15 protein-coding genes are annotated in these 21,029 nt (G+C 40.9%); 6 read left to right on the plus strand and 9 right to left on the minus strand.

Going from position 1 to position 21,029, the window contains the following annotated elements; genetic code table 11:
• Positions 1–29 precede the first annotated feature (29 nt).
• The 4 genes from H6G96_RS19250 to H6G96_RS19265 are packed head-to-tail and all read right to left on the minus strand — an operon-like array spanning position 30 to position 4,523.
• Positions 30–1,379: a DUF2254 domain-containing protein gene (locus H6G96_RS19250; protein WP_190912936.1), complete on the minus strand. Its 1,350-nt coding sequence runs from the start codon at positions 1,377–1,379 to the stop codon at positions 30–32.
• Positions 1,376–2,383: a mechanosensitive ion channel family protein gene (locus tag H6G96_RS19255; RefSeq protein ID WP_190912937.1), complete on the minus strand. Its 1,008-nt coding sequence runs from the start codon at positions 2,381–2,383 to the stop codon at positions 1,376–1,378. Before H6G96_RS19255 ends, H6G96_RS19250 begins: the two co-directional genes overlap by 4 nt.
• A 32-nt stretch (positions 2,384–2,415) precedes the next feature.
• Positions 2,416–3,231: an ion transporter gene (locus tag H6G96_RS19260; protein ID WP_190912938.1), complete on the minus strand. Its 816-nt coding sequence runs from the start codon at positions 3,229–3,231 to the stop codon at positions 2,416–2,418.
• Positions 3,232–3,239: 8 nt separating this feature from the next.
• Positions 3,240–4,523 carry a DUF389 domain-containing protein gene (locus H6G96_RS19265; RefSeq protein WP_190912939.1) on the minus strand — a complete coding sequence of 428 codons (1,284 nt, stop codon included), beginning with the start codon at positions 4,521–4,523 and terminating at the stop codon, positions 3,240–3,242.
• Positions 4,524–5,140: 617 nt separating this feature from the next.
• Between H6G96_RS19265 and H6G96_RS19270 the strand changes: the two genes are divergently transcribed.
• From H6G96_RS19270 to H6G96_RS19295, 6 genes are all read left to right on the plus strand, one after another.
• The gene (locus tag H6G96_RS19270) at positions 5,141–6,061 is read left to right on the plus strand and encodes an S-layer homology domain-containing protein (RefSeq protein WP_190912940.1); all 921 of its coding nucleotides are present in this window, start codon (positions 5,141–5,143) and stop codon (positions 6,059–6,061) included.
• Positions 6,062–6,073: 12 nt separating this feature from the next.
• On the plus strand, positions 6,074–7,027 hold the full coding sequence (gene pstC, locus H6G96_RS19275; protein WP_190912941.1) for a phosphate ABC transporter permease subunit PstC: 954 nt from the start codon (positions 6,074–6,076) through the stop codon (positions 7,025–7,027).
• A 137-nt stretch (positions 7,028–7,164) separates the two neighbouring features.
• Positions 7,165–8,007 (plus strand): phosphate ABC transporter permease PstA, encoded by an 843-nt coding sequence (pstA, locus tag H6G96_RS19280; RefSeq protein ID WP_242063337.1) that lies wholly within the window; start codon positions 7,165–7,167, stop codon positions 8,005–8,007.
• A 65-nt stretch (positions 8,008–8,072) separates the two neighbouring features.
• Complete coding sequence (gene pstB, locus H6G96_RS19285; RefSeq protein ID WP_190912942.1) at positions 8,073–8,921, plus strand: phosphate ABC transporter ATP-binding protein PstB; 849 nt, start codon at positions 8,073–8,075, stop codon at positions 8,919–8,921.
• A gap of 131 nt (positions 8,922–9,052) precedes the next feature.
• A complete protein-coding gene (gene pstS / locus H6G96_RS19290) occupies positions 9,053–10,141 on the plus strand; it encodes a phosphate ABC transporter substrate-binding protein PstS (RefSeq protein ID WP_190912943.1) in 1,089 nt (362 codons plus the stop codon).
• Positions 10,142–10,264: 123 nt separating this feature from the next.
• Positions 10,265–11,131 (plus strand): DUF2382 domain-containing protein, encoded by an 867-nt coding sequence (locus H6G96_RS19295; protein ID WP_190912944.1) that lies wholly within the window; start codon positions 10,265–10,267, stop codon positions 11,129–11,131.
• 223 nt (positions 11,132–11,354) lie between these two features.
• Here the strand turns inward: H6G96_RS19295 and H6G96_RS19300 are convergent, their stop codons facing one another.
• The 5 genes from H6G96_RS19300 to H6G96_RS19320 form a co-directional block, all read right to left on the minus strand.
• Positions 11,355–12,128, minus strand: a complete 774-nt coding sequence (locus H6G96_RS19300) for a sucrose-phosphate phosphatase (RefSeq protein ID WP_190912945.1) — start codon at positions 12,126–12,128, stop codon at positions 11,355–11,357.
• Between the two features lie 106 nt (positions 12,129–12,234).
• Positions 12,235–14,652, minus strand: coding sequence for a sucrose synthase (locus tag H6G96_RS19305; protein WP_190912946.1), 2,418 nt, complete (start codon positions 14,650–14,652; stop codon positions 12,235–12,237).
• A 122-nt stretch (positions 14,653–14,774) separates the two neighbouring features.
• Positions 14,775–16,217 carry a glycosyltransferase gene (locus H6G96_RS19310; RefSeq protein WP_190912947.1) on the minus strand — a complete coding sequence of 481 codons (1,443 nt, stop codon included), beginning with the start codon at positions 16,215–16,217 and terminating at the stop codon, positions 14,775–14,777.
• A 71-nt stretch (positions 16,218–16,288) separates the two neighbouring features.
• Entirely contained in the window at positions 16,289–16,510 is a 222-nt protein-coding gene (locus tag H6G96_RS19315) for a hypothetical protein (RefSeq protein WP_190912948.1), read from the minus strand.
• A gap of 360 nt (positions 16,511–16,870) precedes the next feature.
• A complete protein-coding gene (locus tag H6G96_RS19320) occupies positions 16,871–20,536 on the minus strand; it encodes a leucine-rich repeat domain-containing protein (RefSeq protein ID WP_190912949.1) in 3,666 nt (1,221 codons plus the stop codon).
• Positions 20,537–21,029 lie beyond the last annotated feature (493 nt).

Below are 21,029 nucleotides of genomic sequence, written 5' to 3' on the forward strand. Positions count from 1 at the left end.
AATATTAATTTAAAATGCAATTTTTATATTTAATCCCAATCTTTATTAGTGTCATCATTATTTAAATTTTTAATGACCTGATAATAACTCTCTTCTACATCTTTGCGGTCTTGTTCTTGTGATAGTCCTTCACGGCTATCTTGTAAAATCATGTCAGCATGATGGCGCAGGCTTGCTTGATATTTAGAATTATTGGTGTAAGTGGCAATAGCAGCTATAGCTTCTAACAAACGAATAATTACTCCTGCATCCGACTTTCCATACTGCCGAATTTGGTTAAAAGCACGATCAACCAATCCTTTAAAATTTACTCCTTCAGCAATGAAGCGCAATTTTTTATTTTTATCGTAGCGGTAGGGCGAAGGGAAATCTCTTTGAACTAAGTGGCACAGTCCTGCGCTAATTCGATCAATACAGCGAATTGCAGTAAATGGATCGTTTATTCCAGGGGAAATGGCACGCAGAGCAATTTCTACTAATTGATCAATTGGAAACTCTATATCCTGTTGTTCTGTACGTTCTTTGCCTAAAATAAAAGCATCATTGATTTGTTTGGTAAGTTTTTTATTTACTTTTTTCCCAGGAAAAACCAAGGCTAAATCGCTACCTTGAATTAGAAATTTTCCTGGTCTAATCTTAAGGCGTATTAGCAAATTATGTTTACAAGCAATTTCCATCAATTCTTCGTCATCAATTGCTTGTAAATAACCAGTGCTATTAGCTCGAATCGGTAAAGCCTCTTTCTCAAAGGACATGGGAATTTCTTCAATTCCTTGTCTGTGTTCTGGTTCACCATGCCCAATTCTTTCTGGAAATAGCCGCTTAATTGCTGAATGTAAATCCTCACTAACATTTTCGATTACGTGAGATGCCTGAATTATGGTTGAAGCATGATGGATAAAATAAATCAAAACACTAATGCTAATAATTGCCAGGAAAGTGCCGACTGTAACTGAAAGTTGTGGCACATACTGTTCGTATCCATCTCCCTCTCCATGAATTGTCCGCAGTACGAACAAGCAGTAGATGAACGTACCAATAAACGTGCCTAGTACAATTTGATTACCCGTATCCTGCATAAAATTACGCAGAAGTCGCGGTCCAAAATTGGAAGCAGCCAACTGAAGGGCCACAATTGTAATTGAAAAGGCTGTAGCAGCAACGCTAATCATCGAACCTGCAACCGATCCTAACAGCGATCGCGCTCCATCTGCTCCACCAGTGTAAACCCACCAATAATCAATTTCTACCTTGTCTGTACGGTCAAGATTAAGCATTGTGAAAGCCAAAGCAGTAGCTACCACCGCCATAACCGCCGGTATGAACCAGTAACTTGAGTGGAGCTGATCCCACAGTTTGCTTATCTTGACATTTCTCATTGTTCGTTGGTTTGAGAATCTACTTTACCGTTGTTATCTTCTGAGGAGCGTGCTTGAGCAAGTAACCTGAGCGAATCGCTGATGCGGCGAGGCTTTGGTACTTCACCTTTACCTGCGGGCCAACCTTCACGCTGACGGGAACGGTTTCCATCTGTCTCTTCTGTCTGGTCGTGGAACAGAATTTGTTGAGTTGGGAAGGGCAAATCAATGCCGTTTGCAACGAGCGTTTTCTTAATTGCAGTAATCACTTTATCCCGCGAAATAAGATTATCTGCGCGTCGTGGTGGATGAACCCACCAACGCACACGGATGTTAACAGTGCTTTCAGCAAGTTCCATTACCAGTACATCAGGAGCCGGATCTTTTAAAACTTCATTTACACTATGCATTGCGTCTAGCATTAACTGCTTGGCACGGTCAATGTCATCGCCGTAGCCAATGCCGATATCGTACTCTAATCGCCGATTTTCAAAGGCAGTGTTTACAGTCACAGAATTGGTAAACAACTCAGAGTTAGGAATGACAATCCGCCGACCGTCGTAGGTTCTAATAGTTGTCGCGCGTGTCTCGATATTTTCGACAGTTCCTTCAAAGCCTTTAAAAACAATTTGGTCATCAATTTGAAAAGGTTCAGTTAGCAGAATTAAAATTCCAGCTAAGAAATTTTGTAAAATATCGCGGAAAGCAAAACCAATTGCAACACCACTAATTCCCAAAAGTTGTATCAAATCACCCGCTCGAAATGTAGGAATCACAATGGAAAGGGCGATAAACAACCCAATTAAAATTGTTAGCCCTTGGGCTAACCTTCCTAGAACTAGTCCCAGATTTCGGGCAGAACGGCGATTGCGAGTTAACCTCTTGACTAGTACCTTAATTCTGCTAGCAATAAACAAAAAGAAGATGAAGACAATTAATCCTAATAGAATGTTCGGTAGCAAAGCTATGAAACCATTTATCATGCTTTGAACCTTATCCCAAGCTGTCGAGATTTCTGCATTCATGAACTTTCCTCGCTAAGTAATTTTTGCTAACGTCAGCGCTCAGAATTTTGATGCAATAATTCTTGAATTTCCCCGCGCAATGCTGCGATTTCACTCTGAAGCATTTGAATCGATTTCGCTCCAGCTAACTCTGCTTCGTCATCATCGGCATCACGACCAATAAAAAACGTCGCCAGAGTTGCAGTGACATAACCAAACACGGCAAACGCATATAATGCTAAGAAAAAACAAAGCACCCGTCCTTCGGGCGTTTTGGGCGAATAGTCAGAACCCATCGTTGTCATTAGCATTGCTGTCCACCAAAAAGCAGTGCTGTAGCTGTGCAGCCCTGATTCCACAGGAACTTCGTTTTCAAATGTATACATCCCTGCTGCTCCTACTACAGTAACGATCATTGTTAACGCCACAACATAACCAAACCCTCGACGGCTAATACTTGCTCCTAAAACCCGCATCCCTCGGTTAGCACGAGTCATGACTCGCAACAGTTGTAGTCCTCGCACAGCCCGTGCTGTTCTTAGTATCCGTAACACCCGTATAATCCGAAAAGTACGCAGCGCTGGTAATACCAAAGAAATAGCTGTTAGCCAGTTGCTTTTGATATAGTCAGGTTTATGAGGAGCGATCGCTAGTTTAAGTAAAAAATCTAATATAAAAATAATCCAAATAGTGATGCTAAAGGCTTCCAGTAAAGAGTTTAATCCCCAGATGATCTCGATGATGAAGAGTGCTAGCCATACAAAGCCCAGCACCAACATTGGAATTTCTAGCCAATCTTCCAACTGTTGCAAGACTTCATTACGTTCTTTTTCTAGGGCTTGTTTTTCTGAAAACTTTGAACTACTCATAAATGGTCTTATTGTTTACTAGCAGGTGTTTCTAGCACGTTGACATCAACTAGAGGTGTCACATTTAAGTCCTGTTTCAATAATTGGGTTTGAATTGATTGGGTGAGGCGATCGCGTATTTCTTGACTAGACGCTGTAACTCCCGGTTGACGCTGCACATAAACAACAGATAGCAGGGTATTTTGCCCTTCAATATTGGATCGTGTAAAGCGCACATTCGACTCGACTAATTTTGCTAAACCAACTTGTTCCACAGTTTTCTGAACTTGGGCGTTAGCACGTTGGGCAAGGCTAGAGCGTTGTAAATTGGGAGAATGAGAAAACTGCCAAGTTAGTAAACCTGCCAACGCGATGACAGTGATCACCAAGGCAGAAAAGAATACTCGTTTTTTACCACGCTGATAGCGAGTTCCTTGAGCAGACAGCCCGAATACTCGGAACAAGAGTGCTGCTGAAAAATTAATGCCGCATAGTTGCAAAAATAGTAAGAATAGCTCCGAAATTACCATGTCCCATCTGCCAATTGCACTTGCCATACCGACAATTCCCGCAGGTGGAGCTAAGGAAGCGGCAACTAGCATCCCGGTTGCTGCTCCAGATACTAAACTACTCCGTTCTGACTGCACCAAGTTGAGCGCCCCTGCTGCTCCGGCTGCCAATGGCAAAAGCACTGCCACTGCTGAAACTTGGCTACTTTCTACCATTAAACTGGTGGGAATTTCTTGCCGTAATATCAAGCTAAGTAGCCAAGTAGTGGCAATTGTCACTGCTAAAGCGGCAAAATATCGTAAAATACTCCGCCCCAGGAGTTTGCGATCGCCCCATGCAGTAGCGATCGCTGTATTCATTGCCGGGCCTGCAAACGGTGCTATCAGCATTGCCGCCACCAGCAAGTAAGCTGTACTAGTATACAAGCCAATCCAGACTACAAAGCCTGCCAGTGCTGCATAACTAAGAAAACCTCGCCAAGAGCCAACACTTTGCAAACCAGAAAGAAAAATCTCAATCGGACTGCGTTCTTCCACATCTACAACTTGTTGCGGCGCTTCCGATGCAGGGGGTTGCAGAGTCATCACACCAGTTGGTATGAGCGTAATTTGTACTTTGGGCAAGTCTTGCAACTTCTCCAGAACTTTGCCAACTTCTCCATTAGAAACATGAACAATCACTACATCAATCGGTTCTTCTCCATTTCCTTCAAATCGAGCCAGATTTGTGCCGTTATGAGATTTGGCAATATCGATAACAGCTTTTCCATTTCCCCGTGGTACTTGGATAATGAGTTGACGCATTCTACCCTCCTACGGCTAACCATCTTGCGTTTTCAGACAATAACTCTACTACCCAAAGAAAGATTTTTTTAAAGATGTATCTTATACTCAATTAACACTTGATTTTTGTCCGTAAAATTGGTACATAGTAAAATAACTGCTACTTAAGGTAGCAAAAAAGGTTATATAAGGAAAATTTCATTAATTTATCGTTTGAGACTTAGATTAAATCTAAATAGTGGAAAAGCCGTGGAGAACTTCGCTATATTTTTCTTCTGAAAGCAAGCTTTAGATTTTATTACTTAAATTTATAGTATTCCTAAATCATTTGTGAAAATTATATTTCTCTTTTTTCTTTCTCTCCTTTGCGTCTATGCGGTTCGTTTCCTGATCTATATTTTTCACAACTAAAATAAGATTGCTATAAAATTCTTCTATTAATATAAGCCCTTATTAGAATATTGACGTTTTTAATATTTTTATTGTTGCGTTATCTATTCCTAAAGTAATAAGTATAGTCAGTCTTTAGTAGTATTTTAAGCTGTAAAAGAAACTTCTCCACTAAATCTCCACTATTTGTTAATAACTATTGAAGCATTAGAAATAATAAATAATTGAGAAAAGAGGGGGCACGGATCATGACACAGTTAACTAAGTTAGTGTCAGCAGGTATATCTTTACTAACTTTAAATTTAACAGTACTAGCAGTTGGAGCATTAGAAACATCTGCTCAATCTTCCCCTACAACTACCTTTAGTGATGTTCAACCTAATTACTGGGCACAGCCATTTATTCAAAGTTTGGCTGCAAGAAATATTGTAACTGGATATCCTGATGGTACATTTCGACCAGAACAGCCAGTAGACCGAGATGAGTTTGCAGCAATTATTCGTAAAGCTTTTGATCAACCACCAATTCGCCAGATACAAAGTGGTGCTGTATATAAAGATATTCCTACAAACTATTGGGCTAGTCGTCCTATCGAAGAAGCATATCAACAAGGATTTATGGCAGGTTATCCTGGTGGATACTTTCGTCCCAATCAATCGGTTTCTAAGGTTGAGGCTATAGTTGCTTTAAATAAAGGTCTGAATCTAATTACTGGTACATCAGCAGTTACTGTACCCACAGCCATGCAGAGAGTAGTTCCTCAAAAAACCGCACAAAAACCTGTAAAAAGGCGTATTTTCATGCCGTTTGCATTTACTACTTTGATGCAACCTTTATTAACACCAAAAGCTCAAGCTGCATCTCCTCCAACAACTGATAGACAGGCTGCTCGTCCTGCGTCATTTATTATTACTAACACTTACGCAGATGCCAATAATATTCCGCAATATGCAGTTGGAGATGTAGCAGCCGCAACTAAAGCAAATATAGTGGTCAATTATCCAAATCCTAAAGTTCTTAACCCAAGTAAACCTGCAACTAGAGGAGAGATTACAGCTTTAGTTTATCAAACTTTAGTTTACCAAGGAAAGATAGAACCAATTGCTATTAATTTACCTGCCAATCAGTATATTGTTCGTACTCCTGTCAATAAAGAAAATGCTCAATAATGGAGGTAGTTGATGACTTCCACAAGCAGTGATTCTCAAATGACAGCGCAAGAAGCGCGGTCTGTAACTGAAAAGGCGATCGACCAAAGCTTTCTTTGGGGAACGCGGATACTAGCAATAGGTGTGGCGGGAATTCTGCTATGGATAGCAGGGCAAGTTGCTTGGAATTCAATACCTGCTATTCAACAGCTTGGATTAGAATTTCTGATAACTTCTGCTTGGAACCCTGTAAAGGGCGTTTATGGCGTGCTTCCTATGGCTTATGGCACAGTAGTGAGTTCTCTGATTGCGCTGCTTATAGCTTTCCCGATTGGTGTGGCATGTGCGATCGTCCTGAGCGAAAATTTTTTGCCGTTATCCATTCGGACTCCGCTCACTTTTCTGGTAGAGTTGCTAGCAGCCATTCCTAGCGTCGTCTATGGATTGTGGGGCATTTTTGTCTTGATTCCGTTTCTGCAACCTATCGGTAGATGGTTGCACGATAACTTTGGTTATATACCGTTGTTTTCCACACGATATATTGGCCCAGGTATGTTCCCGGCTGGCATCATCTTAGCGATTATGATTTTGCCCATCCTTGCAACGATCGCTCGCGATTCTCTTGCGGCTCTGCCTAGTGAGTTGCGCTGGGGAGCTTATGGTATTGGAGCTACGCGCTGGCAAGCAATTTTCAGCGTACTCATACCAGCAGCATTTTCTGGCATTATTGGTGGCACGATGTTGGCATTAGGCCGAGCGCTGGGAGAGACAATTGCTGTCACTTTGGTGATTGGTAATAGTAACGATCTAAGCTTTTCAATTTTAGCGCCAGCAAATACAATTGCCTCTCTGTTAGCCAATCAATTTGCAGAAGCAGGTGGTCTGCAAAGAGCTTCTTTGTTCTATGCCGGATTAGTGCTATTTGCAATCACACTTATAGTTAACATCGGAGCATATTGGATTATTCAAAGAGTGAAAAAATACTAATTAGTAATTGGTAATTAGTCATTTGTAATTGGCGATTAACTTTGAATGAAAAGCAAACGATCGCTAATAAAGGGGAAGATTCTGCTATGACAGCTAGTAACCAAAATGGGGATTACGATGAATTTCCTACTCCTAAAATGGAGCGCTCTTACTCTACTCCCAGAACAGCAATTGATTTGGCGCTGACGATATTAGCATTTTTACTGCTAGGTATTGCCTTGCTGCCCTTATTTTTAGTAGTTGGCTATGTCATTATCAGGGGAGCCAATCGACTCGATCTCGAACTATTTACTGGGTCGATACCAGCAGCACTGCAACAAGGAGGAGGTATTGCCCCGGCGATTGTGGGAACGCTGATTGTGGTGGGAATTGCTGCTGCTATTAGCATTCCCTTTGGCATTCTCGCAGCAGTCTATTTGTCAGAATTTAGCTCTGGTAGGATAGCTAGGTGGGTTCGTTTTGCCACCAATGTCTTGAGCGGTGTTCCTTCGATCATTGTTGGCATCTTTGCCTACGGCGTAATTGTTGCTACGACAGGTACTTACTCTGCGGTTGCGGGAGGATTTGCCCTTGCCATTCTCATGTTGCCTATTGTGGTACGAACGAGTGATGAATCTTTGCAACTAGTACCGCAAGAGGTGCGGTGGGCATCAGTAGGTGTAGGGTCTTCTAACTTCCAGACTGTATTGCAGATAGTACTACCTGCTGCTATGGGAGCGATCGCCACAGGAGTGACTTTAGCGATCGCCCGTGCCGCAGGAGAAACTGCACCTCTGATTTTTACAGCTTTGTTTACCCAATTCTGGCCTCGCGGTATATGGGAGCCAGTTCCCACTCTATCGGTCTTGATCTACAACTTTGCTGGTTTACCTTATGAAAATCAGCAGGAACTTGCCTGGGCAGCTTCGCTCATTCTGGTGCTGATGATTTTGCTAACTAGTATTCTCTCTCGTTGGGTAGCCAGTAAAACCACATATTAAACCACTGGCGAAAAAATTAGCTAATTCAAAACCTTTTAATTATCCTTCCAACCTCCTCAATCGTTATGCGTTCTAGAAATCAGGATGAAAATCACCAAATAAACAGTCCTCCTGCCAAGCCAAAGCACGCAGATTCGAGCGAAACGGTTTTGCAGGCAAAGAAATTGAGCGTCTACTATGGCAAAACTTTGGCACTCCAAGAAGTTTCAATGGATATCCTGAAAAACAGCGTCACTGCCTTAATTGGCCCTTCTGGTTGCGGTAAAAGTACGCTAATTCGCTGTTTTAATCGGCTCAATGACCTAATTGATGGCTGTCGGGTAGAAGGTAAAGTGATTTACCGTGGGAAAGACCTTTATGGCTCCAAAATCGATCCTGTGGCGGTGCGGCGACGGATTGGTATGGTATTCCAAAAGCCAAATCCTTTCCCGAAATCAATTTATGAAAACATTGCCTACGGGGCTAAAATTAATGGCTTCAAGGGCGATATGGATGAATTAGTGGAGCGATCGCTCCAGCGAGCAGCTTTGTGGAATGAAGTCAAAGATAAACTAAAAACCAGTGGTTTGTCGCTCTCTGGCGGACAACAACAGCGTTTATGTATTGCGCGGGCGATCGCACTTAAACCAGAAGTTGTCTTAATGGATGAACCTGCTTCCTCTCTCGATCCGATATCTACCGAGAGTGTGGAAGAACTAATTCACGAACTGAAGCAGGACTACACTATTGTGATTGTGACTCACAATATGCAACAAGCCACGCGAATATCAGATTTCACTGCTTTTTTCAATGCAAAGGCAGGGAAAAACGGTAAGCGATTTGGTTACTTAGTTGAGTACGACAAAACAGAAGTTATTTTTGAAAGTCCTCAAGAAGAATCTACCAAACAGTATGTAAGCGGTCGCTTTGGTTAAGGATAACCGAGTGATGAGCAGAGAATGCTAACAGTTAATTTCATCTCCTAATCAGAGACAGCCATTTTTAAACTTCTAATAGGTTTTTGGAAAGCTACATTGACGTTACTGTAAAACCCGAAAGACATCTTATGCTGACTCAACTTTTTTCGATGCGACGAGCTTTTCTTCTACCCTTAGTTGCCATCTCCTTGGGTACTACTGCCTGTCAACCACCAACTGCTGATAATTCTTCACCAAATGCTAACGCGGGTGGTGGTAATGTCTCCCTCGTTGGGGCTGGAGCAAGTTTTCCTGCTCCGTTTTACCAGCGCTGTTTTAATGAGTACAATCAGCAAAATCCTAATATAAGGGTTAGCTATCAATCGGTAGGTAGCGGTGCTGGCGTACAGCAGTTTACACAAGGAACAGTGGATTTTGGTGCTAGCGACGTAGCGATTACCAAAGAAGAAAGACAAAAAATTGAGCGCGGGGCACTGACAATTCCCTTAACTGCGGGAGCGATTGTACTTGCATATAACTTACCTGGTGTAGAAAAGCCTATTAGATTGCCACGAGAAATTTACCCAGCAATCTTTCTAGGAGAAATCAAAAATTGGAATAACCCACAAATTGCTCAAGCAAATCCCGGTGTGAATTTACCCGATTTACCGATTACAGTCGTGCATCGTTCTGATGGTAGCGGTACTACAGCCGTTTTTACGGAACATTTAAGCGAAATTAGCCCGCAATGGAAAAGTAAAGTTGGTGCAGATAAAACTGTAAGCTGGCCTGCGGGTGTTGGTTCTAAAGGTAATGAGGGAGTTACTGCTCAGATTCAACAAACCCAAGGTGCAATCGGCTATGTAGAATACGGCTACGCCAAGCAGAATAAGATTCCTTATGCTGCCATAGAAAATAATTCAGGCAATTATGTTCTTCCTTCATCCGAGACATCTGCTAATGCGTTGGAGTCAATAGAATTACCAGAAAACTTAGTTTCTTTTGCTAGAGATCCAAAGGGAGAACAATCTTATCCGATAGTAACCTACACCTGGCTTCTAGTTTACGACCAGTACCAAGACCAACAAAAAGCTCAAGCTCTGCAAAATGTTGTTGAATATGCATTGAATGAGTGTCAAAAATTCAGCGAAGAGCTAGGATATGTACCCCTGCCAAAAGCGGTTGTAAATAAAATAAAACCTACGGTACAGCAGATTACCGGGAGCATCTCGTCCTAAGATTTTTTAAACCCATTAATTCCAGAGTAATGATTTTTTAGACATTAATATCTTTCTGAAGAAAGAAGGAGGAAAAAATTATATCTTTACAATTGAAAATATAGATGTAGGAGGAAAAAGAATATGGCTTTATATAAACTCGAAGACTTTGCTGGTAACTATAGTGATGCAGATTTTGATGACTATGAAGTTAGGGATTTTGATGTCTATTCAGACATAGATGACGATAAAGTTGGGACTGTAAAACACATCTTGGTGGATGATTCGGGTCATTTCCGCTATTTAGTTGTTGACACAGGTTTTTGGTTCTTTGGTAGACAAGTATTGTTGCCAATTGGGCGTTCCCGAATAAGCTATACTAATCGACGCGTGTATGCTGTTGGGCTGACGAAAGAGCAAGTAGAAAATTTACCAGATTTTAATGATTTGGAACATGTTGATTACGATTATGAGGAACGGGTGCGTGGAGTTTATCGTACTCCAATGAGACAAGCATCTTTAGAGACATCGACACCTGTAGATGCTCCACCAGTATCTAGCGATCGCAATACATATACGTATGAAGATGAACCAAATCTTTACGATATGAATCAGCAGGATCATCAAAACCTGAAACTATACGAGGAACGTTTAGTTGCCAATAAATCTCGTGTTAAGACAGGAGAAGTATCTGTTAGCAAACACGTTGAAACTCAGACGGCAAGAGTTGCTGTACCAGTTGAAAAAGAACGTGTAATCATTGAACGTACTACTCCAAACGAAGGTGGTAGAACTGTATCGCCTGCTGAGGCTAACTTCCGTGAAGGAGAAGTTACTCGGATGGACATTTATGAAGAAACCCCTGATATTCAGAAGGAAGCGGTTTTGCGTGAGGAAGTGAAAATTAAGAAAGTAGTTGAACAGGATACAGTTGAAGCCGAAGGTACTATTCGTCGTGAGGAATTAGACGTTAATACGAATGATGAGCGGTTGCATGAGAGAAGAAGCTAAATGGCTTTGAGATAACTGCTAATGAAATATCCCCGCATTTATAGAAGCTAAGTGCGGGGATATCTTTGACATTCAAAGTTAATTTAGAATAGCTTGCAATCATATCATGTCCGGCTGATTAGTTATGATGGGCGTGCATCTGTGCAAAAACTTGAAAATTCTTTCTCCCCCTGCTCCCTGCCCCCTTGGAGTCTTAATGATAAGTCTTTAACCGGACACGATATCATCTCTGGTGGGGCGTAGCCCATCGCCAATTATTAGGATATGGCAAAATATTGAAATAAATCAATCCTTCAAGAATACCTGCGGCACCAGGGTAGTGAGCTAGAAAGTGCCAAGGGTAATGTGTCTTGTAATACCACCACAGAAGTTCCGTTTGGGCATTACCAACGATAATCCCGGCTGATGGCTGTTGAAATAAGCTGATATCATTTCCAGAACCTCCACAGATAACGGTTGCATCTGATTGCGCTTGCAGCAATTGTTGCAGATATGCAGTTGCTTTACCCTTATTACTGTTCTTGGGTATGATATCAATGTCCCGCCCATTGCTGAAAATTACCTGAGCCTGCAATCCAGTAAAAGCTAACAAATCTTCTAAATCGTCGATAACCTCAAGCGACGCATCCATATCTAGCCGAAAGCTTAATTTATAGGGGGTTTGTTCACTTTTAGGTTGAGGTATCAGTGCAGAAAAGTAGCTAGCAATTGCCCAAACTGCATCTCTATCCCAATCTCGTGAGATTTGATTTGCCCAATCCTTTTGTAAAAGCAAACCCTCTTGATATATCTCAGTACCTACACTAGCGATTAAATAATCGGGTTTCAAAAGCTGTGCTTGTGCTATCATCTTACGACTAGAAGCATAAGAGCGACTAGTAACATAGACTAAGTAAATTTGATTGCCTATAGCTTCTAGCCTTTGGTTTAAAGCGGCAATAGCTTGATTGTTATTAACCAAGGTATTGTCTAATTCAATAACTAAAAGTAGTTTCATATCTGTTTGTTTCCACTAAAAAATTACATAAATTCAAACCTATGCAGATAATTTATATATTTAAATACAGAAGTATATCCTTACCTCTGTATTAATAACACTAGCTTTAGCGTTGTATATGCTGTGCTAAAAGTTTTTGCGCTCTTGGCTTGAACACTAAATGAAATATTGTTTCCAGGTAGCGGTACAAATCTTGAAGGTTTTCTTTAGAAGTGTAGTTCCAAAAACCATAAATTCTTGCAAGTGAAAGTAGACGTGCAGTGTGAATTTTCCAAGTGTAGTTTTTCAAAACACGGTCAATTGCTTGTTGAGAAACTCTTAACCAGTAATCTGGGTTATGGTCGCACTTATTCACAAATTCTAAAATTACTTGTGCCATTTCTTCTAGGCGAGTGGGGTTGATGTAAAATCCATTGATTCCGTTTTGAATTATTTCCGATGGGCCGCCAAATTGGGTAGCAAAAGTGGGTAAGCCACTAATCATTGCTTCTAGAACCGTTAAACCAAAAGCTTCAAACAAAGCTGGTTGAACAAAAAGTCCTTGACGGTCAGCAATTAAGCGATAAGTTTCTCCAGAATCACTTTTAGATAAGCGCACACCCAACCAACGAATTTTGCCGTGAAGATTGTATTGCTCAATAATTCTATAGAGTTTTTCAATTTCACTGGCTTCTTCATGGTCGGCGCTGTCCTCAATTCGTAGCTTTCCGGCTACTAAAATTAAATTACAGCGTTCTTGCAGCTCCTCACTTTTGCCAAAACACTCCGCCAGACCTGTGAGATTCTTAATTCTATCTAAACGCCCCATCGAAAATATTGGTTGCTTGTTGGGGTTATCTAATTTACCATATACCAAGTTGGGATCTTCTAAATTAAACAGCAAATTTTCTAGGCGATCGCACTCTGAATAAAAACGCTCGTCTGTTTTGGTATAAGGAAAAAAGTAACTTTCATTTACTCCCGGTGGCACTAAATTAAATTTAGGGCTAAATAACTCTATCCCATCTACTACGTGATAAAGTTCGGGCATTGTAAAACATTTATAAGACTCATATTGCCCTGCACTCTCAGGTGTACCTATAATTTCTTGATAGGTACTACTAATAATGAAGTTAGCAGCATTCATGGCAATTAAATCTGCTGTATATTGCAGTGAAAAATGATATTTGTCCTCCAAGTCTTGCCAGTAGAGGTTACTAAACAAGTATTTAGACTTTTCTAGAGCATGAGCAACATTACACTGGGTAATTTTTAAGCGACGTGCCAGCAAAAAAGCTACCAAGTTACCATCAGAGTAGTTACCAATAACTAAATCTGGTTTACCATTAAATTCAGCTGATAGTTCTTTTTCGGCATCAATAGTATAAGTTTCTAAATAAGGCCAAATTTCAAACCTAGAAATCCAATTTTGTGTCAGCTTTCTATTAAATTCTCGGAACGGAACCCGCAAAATCCAGACATTTTTAGTACCGTAAACTTTCTCTAGACGCTGATTGCAGCGAGTCCCATCATTATTAGGTATCAATCTGGAAAGAATTATCACCTTCGGCTGCATATTTAAAATATCTAATCCTGCCAAAGTTATATCTTCTTTGAGTTGTTGCTCAAGATTTTTAGCTTGGTCTAAAACGTAAACGACTTGTCCACCAGTATCAGGCCGTCCCAACACTCCTTCCTGGCCAAACCAGCCGTGAAGTGAAACCAAGACGATATGAAATATCATCGGTATTCGAGAAAGGAAGGTTTCTAAAGTCTGATGGTCTGGCGAGTCTATTAACCCATCCAAAAGTTCTAAGCTTTCTTGAATGCGGCCTGCGGTGTTACCCCATCCAGCTTCAAAGCCCTTATCTTGCAATTCAAAACGAAATTCGGTGTAGGGAGTAGTAGGACTATAGCTGTTAAGAAAATCGAGAGCTAGTTTAATCTGTGGTGAAAGTTGCTGGTGGTTTTGAATGTGTTGATTAATCAGCAGTTGCGTACCATTGTAGTTATGCAAACTCAAAAATTTAAATAGTTTTTCTTGTAATTGTTGCGATTCTTGAAGTTTGCTTGAGAGGTAGTGGTTAAGAAATTGTACTCCTTTCCCGATGTTTTTAAAGTCACGAATTACCGGAGAATAGTCATAAAATGGATGGAAATCTACTTCAAAGATACCACCTTCGTTAGGATGAAAACGGTTGACAAGCCGATCGCGTAAGTCTAATAACTCCTGTACGCTCATCGGCTCAACTTGTAGGTCTTCAGCGATATGAAATATTTGTTGATGACCAATTTTTGGTCTAACTACCAAACAACAAGTTTCATTTTCGAGGATAATCTCTTGTGTATGGTAGATGAGTTTGCTTACTTTGGAGGTATTGCGAAATGACTCTGGCTTTTGCAAACTTTTGCAGTAATCATTAAAAGCATCCAGAATATCATTTCGCAGCAGGTATGATTTATTCTGCCAACGAAGTTGATGCAAAAATTGATGCAAATCAATATGTTCTTCGCTATTTACAATTGAATGAATTAATTCCAGCATGAGTAGTTTATACTTTATGAAACGTGAACTAAAATTCTCCGTAAGTAGACTAATTAAAACTTATTCATCGGCTTCTAAAACTTCAAAGACTAACTTAGGCTACTATTTCAGATGCTTTAGGTCTAACTGGTTGCCCATTGCACGATACCGTTATCAAAGGAGTCAATTAATTTTTCTAGAGATTTAATTTCACTAGATTTTAAACTTTTTGACTTTAACAAAGTTTGAATTTGCTTTTCCAATTCTGGAGTTAAATTTTTAGTTTGAATAATTTCTTGGACGAATGTATCAACTGTTAAAGATTGGTAGAGTTCGTGAACTTGGGCGGCAACTCCCTGAGTGCTAAAACGAGACTGCACCCAATTCTGTGCAGCATTGCCATAGCTGTCTTTTAAAGTCGGGTTTTTTAACAGATCGTGAATAGCGATCGCCAATGCTGTAGAATCACGAGGAGGAACCAAAAGTCCAGTTTCACCATGCACAACCGTATGCTGCAATCCTCCCACATTACTAGCAATTACGGGCGTTCCTGCTGCCATTGCTTCAATTGCCACTAAGCCAAAAGGTTCGTAGTAACTCGGTACAACGCAGATATCCCCTGCGGCGTAGTAAGCAGGTAACAGCGCTTGAGAAATTCGTCCAGTGAAAACTGTAACTGCTTCCAATCCCAGTTCATTCACCAAAGCTTGAATGCGTAGTTGTTCTTGGAAGTCTGCTCCATCTTCACGGCTACCACCAACTAGATAAAGTTGAAATGCTGAAGGCAAATTGGCGCAGGCTTTTACTAAGGTTTCAACTCCCTTGCGAGGGTCAAAGCGTCCTACATACAAAACGATTTGAGAATCTGAAGCAATTCCCAACTGTTGGCGAGCAACTTCTTTACTGAGAGAACCAAAGTGTTCAGTATTAATTCCACAAGGAATGACTTTAATACGCCCATGTTGCGAAATTAACTGACGTAAATCTTCCGCTTCTTGAGGGCTAGTCGATATTACATAATCTGCTTGTTCTAAAATTGCCCTCTCCACACAATGACGAATTGCAGCAATCGGCGGTGGATTTTCTACATTACCGTATTTAACTGCCCCTATAGAATGATAGGTATGAACTTGAGGTAATCCCAATCGAGATTTAATTTCCAATCCTACCCAAGCAGAAAGCCAATAATTAGTGTGAATTAGTGCATAGTTGCAACCTGTTCGTTGTTGAAAATTTAGCCAAGCTTCTACAAATTCTGGTAGATATTCAAATAAATTATTTCTAGAAATAAATTCGGCTGGCCCAGCATTTAAACGAATTGTGCGACACCCTGGCGCTAATTCCACAATTTCTTCTTGATTGGGGTGTTCGCGTCGTGTGAACATATCAACCTGACAGCCGCGTTTCGCTAATGCTAATCCTAATTCTCGCACGTAGACATTTTGACCACCTGCTCCTTCTTTGCCAATTTCGGCTGTCGGATCGCCATGAACTGAAATTAGTGCATAAATGGGCTGAGAATTTGGCGTTTCTAGTGCAGAATTTTCTAGAGATTTAACTAAATTTGAAGAAGCAAGAGTATTCATAATTAAAATTTATTTGTATACGAGACAAAAATTCATAGCTAAGTAACTTGGAGTAAAAATTATTTACTAAGTTACCTATCATCCAAAGAAATGTGTAAAAACCTTCTAGGAAAGATAAATGAATTCTTTCTACTTAATTTTTTATTGTTTTGAGAGCATTCTGGAAGAGAATCAATTAATAACCGTATTGCTTCAGGAATTGATATTTGATGATATTCTGCATAAGCTCTAAGCTTGCTATACTCTCCATTGGTAATAACAATATTGGAAATATTTACTGAAAAACGGGACATAAAAATTTCCTTAAAACCGAGATAAAGTTACCAAAGTGCCTTCGTCACAAGATATTACATTTTAGAAGTTGAAATATCGGTGAGAAATCGGTGAGAAATCGGTTATTAAGAAAATCAAGGCTATTTAAATAAGTTTTTATCTAATTTGAGAATATCAAATATTTAAGAATTAAATTTTAACTGGTTGCAGTATTGAAGCGAGTATCAAAGGGTTAATTAATTTTGCCTGCGATCGCTAGTTCAATTTTCATCAAATCAAAGGCAGGAATCATCTCAAGCTATTGATGCAAAGCGATCGCTTGTTTGTTCTTTAATAACTGTGAAGCTTGAATTTGCGATCGCCACTGGAGTGATAAAAGTCTATTTAACAGAGGGAAGCTTTAGTTCGATGCCAACTTTGTTACCTATATCTATAACATTGTTTGCAAAATCTGTCATACCTGCGATCGGGTCAGCGACTACAGTAGCAGCAGTTAGTAAAGCTACTAAACGCTTTTTGAGTTTGGGTAAGTTACGTTCTTTTTCTGGCTTTTGAATTTCTACTTCTACATCATCAATATCAATGGTGATGTCGTCGCGGATATCTGGTGGGAATTGGGCGGCAGTTTGGCGCAGGTTGCCGATCAGTTGCAGAATTTCGCTGATGTTTGCGCCGCTTGTTTGGTTGAAGTTAGAGGCTTGCTGACTGGCGTTGTCTTTGACTTCGTTGGCAAAGTTGGCGATGTTTGCGCCTTGAAGGTTGTTTGTGTTTTCTGTCATGGGTTTATATTCTCCTTGGTGGTTGTTATTGTAAATCTTGATTGTAAGGCGATCGCTTTCTGGATCTACTTTTTGTATTTTCTGACGTGATTCTAGTGATTCGTAGCCATCTAAAAGTTGACGCAGATCGAGTTTTAATTTTAGTTTGCCAATGGTGATTGTGCTTTCGCCCATTGATTCGAGTCCGAGGAGTTCTTGGTAGTCGAGGGGCGGGTGGTTGCGATGATTGGGGACGGGAACCCATTCGGTGATTTCGAGATTGGGGAGACTTTTGTAGATTTTTTGGAAGACATCGCGCAGGATGCCGAGAAATAAGCGGCGGGTTTCTTGGCGGCCACTAATGGTGATGAAGATTTTTTTGTCTTCAGGATCGGCTTTGATCCGAGCGATGTTGTAGATTTCGTTGTTTTCTTGATATTGCAGCATTACGCCACTGCGCCAATAGATTTGGTTATGAATTTTTTCGTGGGTGATGACGATGAAGCGGGAGATGATGCTTTCGGGGAGAACTTTGTAATGGTATTGAAATTCAAGGGTTTCGCCGTCGAGTTCTGTTTCGTCTGGTTGGTCTTTAGGCAGAAGCCCCGCAATTAGGAATTGTGGTGGGTAACATTCTAGTGCAAAGCCAAGCTCGAATTCCTTCATTAGTTCGATCAGATAACCATGACGCTCGGTAGGGTAGCGCTCTGGATTGAGGATGCGGGTAAGATCGGCGGGGGTGAAAATGCCTTTGGTTTTAGTTTTGAGGGTTTCATCGCTCAGGAGCGCATAAATGCCTTCTGTCACCCAGTTGGGTTTGAGGACGTTGGTATTTTTGAGGATGGGATGATCGCGGAAGTTGAGAACTAAGCCAAGCCGATGGAGGAGATCGATGAGTTGATCTTGGTTTTGTTCTTCAGGAATCTTGTTTTCGTGGCAGATGCCGATGTAGCGGTTGTAGCTGATGAAGTCTTGGGGCATGGATTCGAGTTGTTGTTTAACTTCAAACCATGTCAGGGGTAGAAGATCGTAGACTTCTTTGAGGTTGCCGACTTGCTGGAAAATGGCGGTGCGAAGTTCATCAATGCCGATATTGTCTTGGCAGGAGGTTTCGATAATCGCTTGGATGTTAGAATATTTTTCGCGTAATGCCTTGCGGTTGATGTCGAGAGGTTGTTCGTCTTTTTTGTTGCCAACGATAATCACGGGGGACTCTCCGCCGAAGCTTTCGATTAGTTTCAGCCAATATTCGATGCGGTTTTCTTCTTCGCTGGTGCGACAATTACAGACTAAGAGATAGAGGCTGCGCTTAGTCAGAAAAAACTGATGAGTGGCATGATAAATTTCCTGTCCGCCAAAGTCCCAAACATTGAGGCGGATGTCTTTACTATTGACCTGCACGTTCCAAGTTTCCACATTGAGTCCGTCGGTTTGGGGTTGGTTTTTATCATATTTATTGTGGATTAATCGTTCAATGAGGGATGTTTTGCCAACGCTGCCTTGTCCGATAAGCAAGAGTTTGGCTTCGTTGAGTGGACGCACTTCACCGCTACGGAGTAATCGCAAGTAATTGAAAATATCTTCAACTGAACCAACATCATTAGAAGATCCTAAAATCTCTGGTGAAATAGGAAGCGGATTTCCCCGTAAATCTAGTTTTTCCAATTTCGGCAAACTTTCGATCGCGTCTGGAATCTGGGTTATTTGGTTGTCATTGAGGTCAAGCCTAGTCAGATTGGTTAAATTAGCGATCACCTCTGGAATCTCGGTTATTTGGTTGTCAAAGAGGATAAGCTGCGTCAGATTGGTTAAATTAGCGATCGCCTCTGGAATCTCGGTTATTTGGTTGCCAAAGAGGATAAGCTGCGTCAGATTGGTTAAATTAGCGATCGCCTCTGGAATCTCGGTTATTTGGTTGCCACTGAGGTCAAGCTGCGTCAGATTGGTTAATTTAGCGATCGCCTCTGGTATCTGGGTTATTTGGTTGTCATTGAGGTCAAGCCTAGTCAGATTGGTTAAATTAGCAATCACCTCTGGAATCTGGGTTATTTTGTTGATACTGAGGTGAAGCCTAGTCAGATTGGTTAAATTAGCGATCACCTCTGGTATCTGGGTTATTTGGTTGTCATTGAGGTCAAGCCTAGTCAGATTGGTTAAATTAGCAATCACCTCTGGAATCTGGGTTATTTTGTTGATACTGAGGTGAAGCCTAGTCAGATTGGTTAAATTAGCGATCACCTCTGGAATCTCGGTTATTTGGTTGCCAAAGAGGATAAGCTGCGTCAGATTGGTTAAATTAGCGATCGCCTCTGGAATCTCGGTTATTTGGTTGCCAAAGAGGATAAGCTGCGTCAGATTGGTTAAATTAGCAATCGCCTCTGGTATCTGGGTTATTTTGTTGAAACTGAGATCAAGCCTAGTCAGATTGGTTAAATTAGCGATCGCCTCTGGTATCTGGGTTATTTTGTTGGAACTGAGATCAAGCCTAGTCAGATTGGTTAAATTAGTGATCGCCTCTGGTATCTGGGTTATTTTGTTGGAACTGAGATCAAGCCTAGTCAGATTGGTTAAATTAGCGATCGCCTTTGGAATCTGGGTTATTTTGTTGGAATTGAGGTCAAGCTCCCTCAGATTGGTTAAATTAGCAATCGCCTCTGGAATCTGGGTTATTTTGTTGTGATTGAGGACAAGCAGCGTCAGATTGGTTAAATTGGCGATCGTCTCTGGAATCTTAGTAATTTGGTTGTGATTGAGGACAAGCAGCGTTAGATTGGTTAAATTGGCGATCGTCTCTGGAATCTTAGTAATTTGGTTGTTATGGAGGGCAAGCTTCCTCAGATTGGTTAATTTAGTGAGCGCCTCTGGAATCTGGGTTATTTGGTTGTTACTGAGGTCAAGCTGCGTCAGATTGGTTAAATTAGCGATCGCATCAGGTATTTCAGTTAGCTCTACTCGAATTAATATAAGTTCCTCTAAATGTAGTATTTGCGTTACCACATCGGGAATGCTCTCTAAAGGATTGCCACTAATATCCAACTTACGCAAATTAGGCAAACCCAATAGTTCGAGTGGAAGCGTTTTTAAATTGTTGCCTGAAACCTTTTGGAGATCGTGGTCTCCCACTTTTTCATAACCTTCAACCTCCTTTCCCAAAACCAAAGACTCAAGCTGCTTCAAGTGACCAATTTCTACAGGTAACTGAGTCAACTCTTGTCCCGACAAGTCTAACTCTCGCCAACCCTCAGCCACCGCGCGATCTATCAGTACCAACAACTCATCCTGCGTCATAATTCCAAGGAGAAGGGTAAAAGGAAAGAAGATTGATGGAGATTATCTGAACTGATTAGAGAAAAATGCTAGATTAACATTTTTTGGCGATTATGTCTTGAGATGATGGGAAAAGCGATCGCTATTTTAGATATTGCAGATTTAGGCGTAGGCGTAGCCCGTCGTAGACATCGCGCCTTGAGATGATGGAAAAAGCTAATTACACAGGTTTAGCGTAGGCGTAGCCCGTCGCAGACATCGCGCCTTTAGATGTGGCGATCGCATATATCTAAATCGGGATTTTAGGCGTCTCTATATCAAAATAGAGATATCTAAAAATTAGTAGTTACGCACTGTACAAATGCATCGTAATGTGGATTACCTAAAATCGGTTATTTTAGGCTTTTCTTAATTATTCTGCGATCGTAAATAGACCATGCTGTAGGGGCACAGCAATGCTGTGCCCTTACGAAAGATATGGTTTTTAACCTTGATCTATATTTAACATTTCTTG

Source organism: Nostoc sp. FACHB-892 (genome assembly GCF_014698795.1).
Lineage (GTDB): Bacteria > Cyanobacteriota > Cyanobacteriia > Cyanobacteriales > Nostocaceae > Nostoc.